General features: G+C 45.4%; 6 protein-coding genes and 1 pseudogene. 2 read left to right on the forward strand and 5 right to left on the reverse strand.

Going from position 1 to position 5,664, the window contains the following annotated elements:
- Positions 1-142 precede the first annotated feature (142 nt).
- Positions 143-1,900, reverse strand: a complete 1,758-nt coding sequence (locus tag B5F71_RS18480) for a gamma-glutamyl-gamma-aminobutyrate hydrolase family protein (protein WP_087213272.1) — start codon at positions 1,898-1,900, stop codon at positions 143-145.
- An 81-nt stretch (positions 1,901-1,981) separates the two neighbouring features.
- Between B5F71_RS18480 and B5F71_RS18485 the strand changes: the two genes are divergently transcribed.
- The gene (locus B5F71_RS18485; protein WP_022040987.1) at positions 1,982-2,911 is read left to right on the forward strand and encodes a phosphate acyltransferase; all 930 of its coding nucleotides are present in this window, start codon (positions 1,982-1,984) and stop codon (positions 2,909-2,911) included.
- Positions 2,908-3,981: a butyrate kinase gene (gene buk / locus B5F71_RS18490; RefSeq protein WP_087213275.1), complete on the forward strand. Its 1,074-nt coding sequence runs from the start codon at positions 2,908-2,910 to the stop codon at positions 3,979-3,981. Before B5F71_RS18485 ends, buk begins: the two co-directional genes overlap by 4 nt.
- Positions 3,982-4,132: 151 nt before the next feature.
- On the opposite strand, the gene B5F71_RS18495 is transcribed toward buk, so the two are convergent.
- The 4 genes and pseudogenes from B5F71_RS18495 to B5F71_RS20850 all read right to left on the reverse strand — a co-directional run.
- Complete coding sequence (locus B5F71_RS18495; RefSeq protein ID WP_022040985.1) at positions 4,133-4,447, reverse strand: DUF4491 family protein; 315 nt, start codon at positions 4,445-4,447, stop codon at positions 4,133-4,135.
- Positions 4,447-4,914, reverse strand: a complete 468-nt coding sequence (locus B5F71_RS18500) for an Lrp/AsnC ligand binding domain-containing protein (protein WP_022040984.1) — start codon at positions 4,912-4,914, stop codon at positions 4,447-4,449. The genes B5F71_RS18495 and B5F71_RS18500 overlap by 1 nt, the downstream gene beginning before the upstream one ends.
- Positions 4,915-5,034: 120 nt before the next feature.
- Positions 5,035-5,442, reverse strand: coding sequence for a hypothetical protein (locus B5F71_RS18505; protein ID WP_022040983.1), 408 nt, complete (start codon positions 5,440-5,442; stop codon positions 5,035-5,037).
- 18 nt (positions 5,443-5,460) lie between these two features.
- Positions 5,461-5,664, reverse strand: a pseudogene (locus B5F71_RS20850) (hypothetical protein); the annotation flags it as partial.

Raw genomic sequence — 5,664 nt, forward strand, 5'->3', positions numbered from 1 at the left:
GACGAAGAACAGGAGCGAAAAGGACCAAAAAATCGCCCAAAGCACACACGAAAACGGATACATCAAGCCAAGAAAAACTTTTTGGAGAAATTCAAAACAGCTTCTTAAAACAGAACGATGTAAATCATATCAGTATAAGACACTAAATTTTTTGTACTTGTTGCATTACCCGCAGGAAATTGCCTCCCCAAATCAGTTGGATGTCTTCTTCGCTGTATCGTTCATATAACAATTTGCGGGTAAAGTTTATCAACTCAGACGAGTCGTTGCAACCGATGATACCCCCATCTCCATCAAAATCGGTACCGATGCCTACATGGTCTACTCCTATGAGGTTGACGATGTGATGTAAATGTTCGATTGCATCATCAAGGGTAGCCGGACGGTCTGTACGGAGAAAACCACCATATAGGCAGAGTTGTACCACGCCGTCTTTGCGGGCAATGGCTTTCAGTTGCTCATCGGTCAGATTACGTGGATGGTCACATAGAGCCCGGCTGGAAGAGTGTGAGCAGACTACGGGTTGGCAGCTGATATCCAGTGCATCGTAGAAACTCTGTTCGCCTGCGTGCGATAAGTCGACCAACATACCTACACGGTTCATTTCGTGGATGACCTGTTCGCCGAAATCGCTTACGCCCAGGTTTCCTTCGTTGTATCGTGCTGAACCGCAGATGTCGTTGTTCCCATTGTGACACAAGGTCATGTATACTACTCCTCGTTTGCGGAAACGTTCAATGTTGCTTAGGTCTTTTCCGATAGCATATCCGTTTTCGATACCCAGCATAATGGCTTTCTTGCCGGCTTGTTTCAGCCGGTACAGGTCTTTGGGGGTATAGGCAATGTCGATGGCGGTACAATTCATGGCTACCATGTGTTCTATCTCGTTCAATAACTGGTCGGCTTTAGCGGTAGCTGCCAGTAAGGCTTCATCGGTACGTTCTTTCTGCGGGAGATAGGCTACCATGATGGTGGCATCTTGCCGTCCTTCCGTCATTTTGTGTAAGTCAACCTTTATCTTCGGGTCTCGTGTGGCAAAGTTGATGCCTTGTTCGAAGAACATTGGAGTGTCGCAATGAGAGTCTAGTGTCAATATTCGTTGATGCAGTGCTTTGGCTTGCCGGAAAGAGTCTGCTTCTTGTAAGAGCCAGTTGAAGAGGGGCATCATGCATTCGTCGCCATTCAGGATGAAACATTCGGGGTGCCATTGCACGCCGAGCATTGATTTGCCTTCAGTACTTTCAATGGCTTCGATAATGCCATCGGCGGACGTTGCAGATATGCGGAAGCCAGGAGCTGGTTCTTTTACTGCCTGATGATGGAATGAATTGACAGGCAAAGTGTTCTGCCCCATAATTTTAGCAAGCTGGCTGTCAGTTGCTATCCGGACGGTATGTGAGGCATATGCACGGTCCAGGTCCTGGTTGTGTTTGATGAGTTCGCTTCCGGTCTGTGAATAAATATCTTGGTATAGGCTTCCTCCCAATGCGGTGTTCATTATCTGTATGCCCCTGCAAATACCTAGCATGGGTATTTGGCGATTGGCTGCCAGACGGGCTATCAGTAATTCCTGCTGGTCACGATAAGGATTTATATTGTGTAATTCTTTTACTGGTTCTTCTTTCAGGAATAAAGGATTGATATCTCCTCCTCCACTTAATAAGAGTCCGTCTATATTGTCAAGGAGGTTTATCAAAATGTTATCGTTTTCGAATGGTGGTATAATAAGCGGAACACCTCCGGCTTTCAGAATGGAAGCATAATATCCTGGTGCAAGGCTTAGATTTCCTTCGCTGAAGTTTCCGGTGATGCCAATAACGGGGGCACTATTATGATTGGGGAACCGGCTGTGAAGTGCACGGTATGTGGATTCGATGTCAAATGTTTGAAACGTTTTCATAAGTTAAATCTTTTGTGGAATCAAGGCAAAGATAGGGATAAATTCAGATTTATTTCTCATCTTTGCCAAAAATCTGATGGTATGGAATTGCTTCGAACCCTCTCACAAGTGGTAAACCGTCTGCGTTCGTCGTGCATCCGGCGGCGAGTGGCGGTGGTTTGTCCGAATGACCCTCATACGGAATACGTCATTATTCGTAGCTTGCGCGAAGAAATCGCCGAGTTTCTGTTGGTAATCGATTCGGCCCATAAGGATATGGCTTACCAGCTGCGTGGGGCATCTCCCGATTTTGTCAGGATATACGAAGCTTCCACGCCTGATGAAGCTGCGGCTTTGGCAGTGGAATTGGTACGTACAGGCGAGGCTGATATCTTGATGAAAGGTTTGATAAATACTGATAATCTGTTGCGGGCTGTGCTGAAGAAAGAGGTGGGACTGCTTCCTCCGGGCGGTGTGCTGAGCCATGTGGCGGTGGCACAAGTGCCTTTGTATCACAAGTTGCTGTTGTTCTCGGATGCGGCGGTTATCCCTCGTCCCACGCTCGAACAGTTTCGTGCAATGGTATCATGTGACGTGGCATTGTGTCGTGAACTGGGTAATGAGCAGCCGCGTATCGCTTTGATTCATTGTTCGGAGAAGGTGAATGAGAAGTTTCCTCATACGCTGAGTTATGTTCACTTGAAGGAAGAGGCTCTGCAAGGTCGTTTCGGAAAAGTGTTCATTGACGGTCCGATGGATGCCAAGACGGCTTGTGACAGGCATAGCGGCGAAATCAAGGGATTGTCTTCGCCCGTAGTAGGTAATGCCGATGTGCTGATATTTCCCAATATTGAGGCAGGCAATACTTTTTATAAAACCCTTTCCTTGTTCGGCGATGCCAATATGGCAGGGATGCTTACCGGCACCATAGCTCCGGTAGTAGTGCCTTCGCGCAGCGATTCGGGCAACTCCAAGTTTTATAGCTTGGTGTTGGCATGTCTGGCAGGAAACTTAAATCAAGATACGTTATGAAAATACTGGTTATCAACCCTGGTTCTACTTCTACCAAGCTGGCGGTTTACGAGGATTTGGAACAGGTCTGGCGCGAAAGTGTCTTTCATTCTGCTAAAGAATTGGCAAGGTTTCATCATATCAACGAGCAATATGAGTACCGGCGCATGCATGTGCTTGATGCTCTGCAACGGGCAGGTATACCGATGGCGTTTGATGCCATTATTGGGCGGGGAGGCTTATTGCGTCCTACGCCGGGAGGGGTGTATCAAATTAATGAGCAAATCAAGTACGATTTGTGGCATGCTTCGGTAGAACATGCTTCCAATCTTGCTGCACCGATGGCAGACGAATTTGCCAGTCAGATAGGTTGCCCTTCGTTCATTGCCGATCCGGTAGTGACCGACGAGTTGCGCGATGTGGCACGTTTTTCGGGTATTCCTGAAATTCCCCGCCAGTCTGTTTTTCATGCTTTAAACAGTCGTGCCGTATCTCGCCGGTATGCAGCTTCTATTCAGAAGCATTATGAGGAACTCGATTTGGTGGTAGCTCATTTGGGAGGGGGCATTTCGGTCAGTGCGCATCGTCACGGCAAGGTAGTCGATGTTAACAATGCTTTGGATGGTGAAGGTCCGTTCAGTCCCGAGCGTGCCGGAACTATTCCCGCGCGTCAGTTGGTCGATTTGTGTTTCAGTGGCAAGTACACGCAGAAAGAAATCCATAAGATGCTGAATGGCAGGGGAGGGCTGCTCGCCTATTTAGGTACAACCGATGTACAGACTATTGTGCGTTGGGTGCATGCCGGTAATGTCCGTCATAAGCAGGTACTCGAAGCGATGGTTTATACCGTTGCCAAACAGATCGGGGCAATGCATGTGGCACTTCATGGACATACCGATGCCATTATTTTGACAGGAGGAATAGCCCATAATGCGTATGTGGTTTCTTTGTTGCGCGAATGGATAGAAGGGTTGGCGCGTATCGTAGTAATTCCTGGTGAGGATGAAATGGGAGCTTTGGCGATGAATGCCTTGGGAGTTTTGAAAGGCGAATTGCCTTTACAAAAATATGAAGCGATAGATAACGGCTGATTATAAGTCGCAGTTTACAATTTACGATGTCTGCATTCCATCAATAATATATCTGCATTGGCAAAGTAAGTATCTTTAATCTGGCATATAATTATTGAGGCTAATTGCAGACATTCATATTTGTAAATTGTAAGTTCTAAATGGCAAATACTTATCTGTATTCTTGTTCCCGTTTAGGATTCATTGGAAACCAGCCTTTTAATACACGCTCGCGCTGTTCGAATATCTCTTTAATGCTCCAGAATGAGGAAAAAGCAAATACTCCCAACAGGCTTGCTATCAAGAGGTCGTTTACCAGTACAGAGCCAATGATTCCTGCAATTCCCAACACAAGGAACCACCACCAGCACCTTGTGCCGAAGTAGTATTCGGCTTTGATGACTATAGGATGAAACATCCCAATAATCAGAAACGTACAGATGCCGATGGCGATTCCTCCGATATGATTGGTTATAAGCCAGTCCATCATTTCGAGCCTTTACGGATGGGGATTTCTTTTTTGATGCTTTGCTCCAGCGAAATCAGTGTTTCCGTAGCTGTAACTCCGGGGATTTCCTGAATTTTCGAATTCAATAATTCCATGAGGTGCTCGTTGTCGGTAGAATAAAGTTTGGTCAGCATCGTATAAGGCCCCGTGGTGAAGTGGCATTCTACAATTTCGGGAATCTTCTCCAGTTCAGCGACAACACTTTTATACATCGAGCCTTTTTCCAGCTTGATACCTACGTAAGTGCAGGTGCTGTAGCCCAAGCTTTTAGGATTTACGTGGTAACCCGAACCGATGATTACGCCGAGGTCAATAAGTCGTTGTACACGTTGGTGGATAGCGGCGCGTGATACGCCACATTCTGCTGCTACATCTTTAAACGGGATGCGTGCGTTCTGTGAAATGATTTCCAGAATCTGTTTGTCGAGATTATCAATCTTTTCCATAAGAATTAATCAGTCTTGTTTTATCATATTGTAAGCAAATATAGAAAAACTTTTTTAGGAGATTGGTATTTTAAGAGGAAAAAACATATTTTTTTGCTGAAAAAGAATATTTTTAGACTTTCATGGGTTAAGTAAAGCCTTTATATCCTCCATCTTTCGTCTTCTGTCGAATGAAAAAGTGTCGCTATGTGTATCTAAAAAGGTAAGCAGGTCAAGCACTTTTTCCCACAGCATTCTTTGTTGTTCTTTTGACGTTTTGATAGTTGAATCAAAGTAGAGCAGTTCAGCCAACAGTTCGATTCGTTGCATATATTCTTTTTCTGAAAACCGTGCTTGCATATACCCGATGATGATATCGGAACCGGCTTCATAGAAGAAAGCTTCGGGCTGGTGGAAATAGGAGGTGTACATATTGTTTGTTTCCACTTGAATGCTTGTTCCGTCATTTGTGTCTCGTTTTTCTTTCAGCTTTTCGAGTGCTTCGAAAAACTGGCGTATCAGTCGCATGATATAGTCTCTTTCCAACATCTTGATAGGTAATTAAGTCTAAAAAACGGTTTTTGGGCGCAAAGATATAAGGTTTTCTTTAATTCTTGTCAGATTTTGTAGAAGAATGTTGCAAGAAATAGCTGGAAAGTACCTCTGCCGGGGAGACCACTGCTCGTTTTTTATGAACTCAATGATGCGCCATTGCAGCACATCATCCAGCCCCCTGTTGCCGGGCGTATGACACCGGCGGGATTCTGCCAT

It is taken from the genome of Bacteroides sp. An269 (genome assembly GCF_002159755.1).
In the GTDB taxonomy this organism is placed as follows: domain Bacteria; phylum Bacteroidota; class Bacteroidia; order Bacteroidales; family Bacteroidaceae; genus Phocaeicola; species Phocaeicola intestinalis.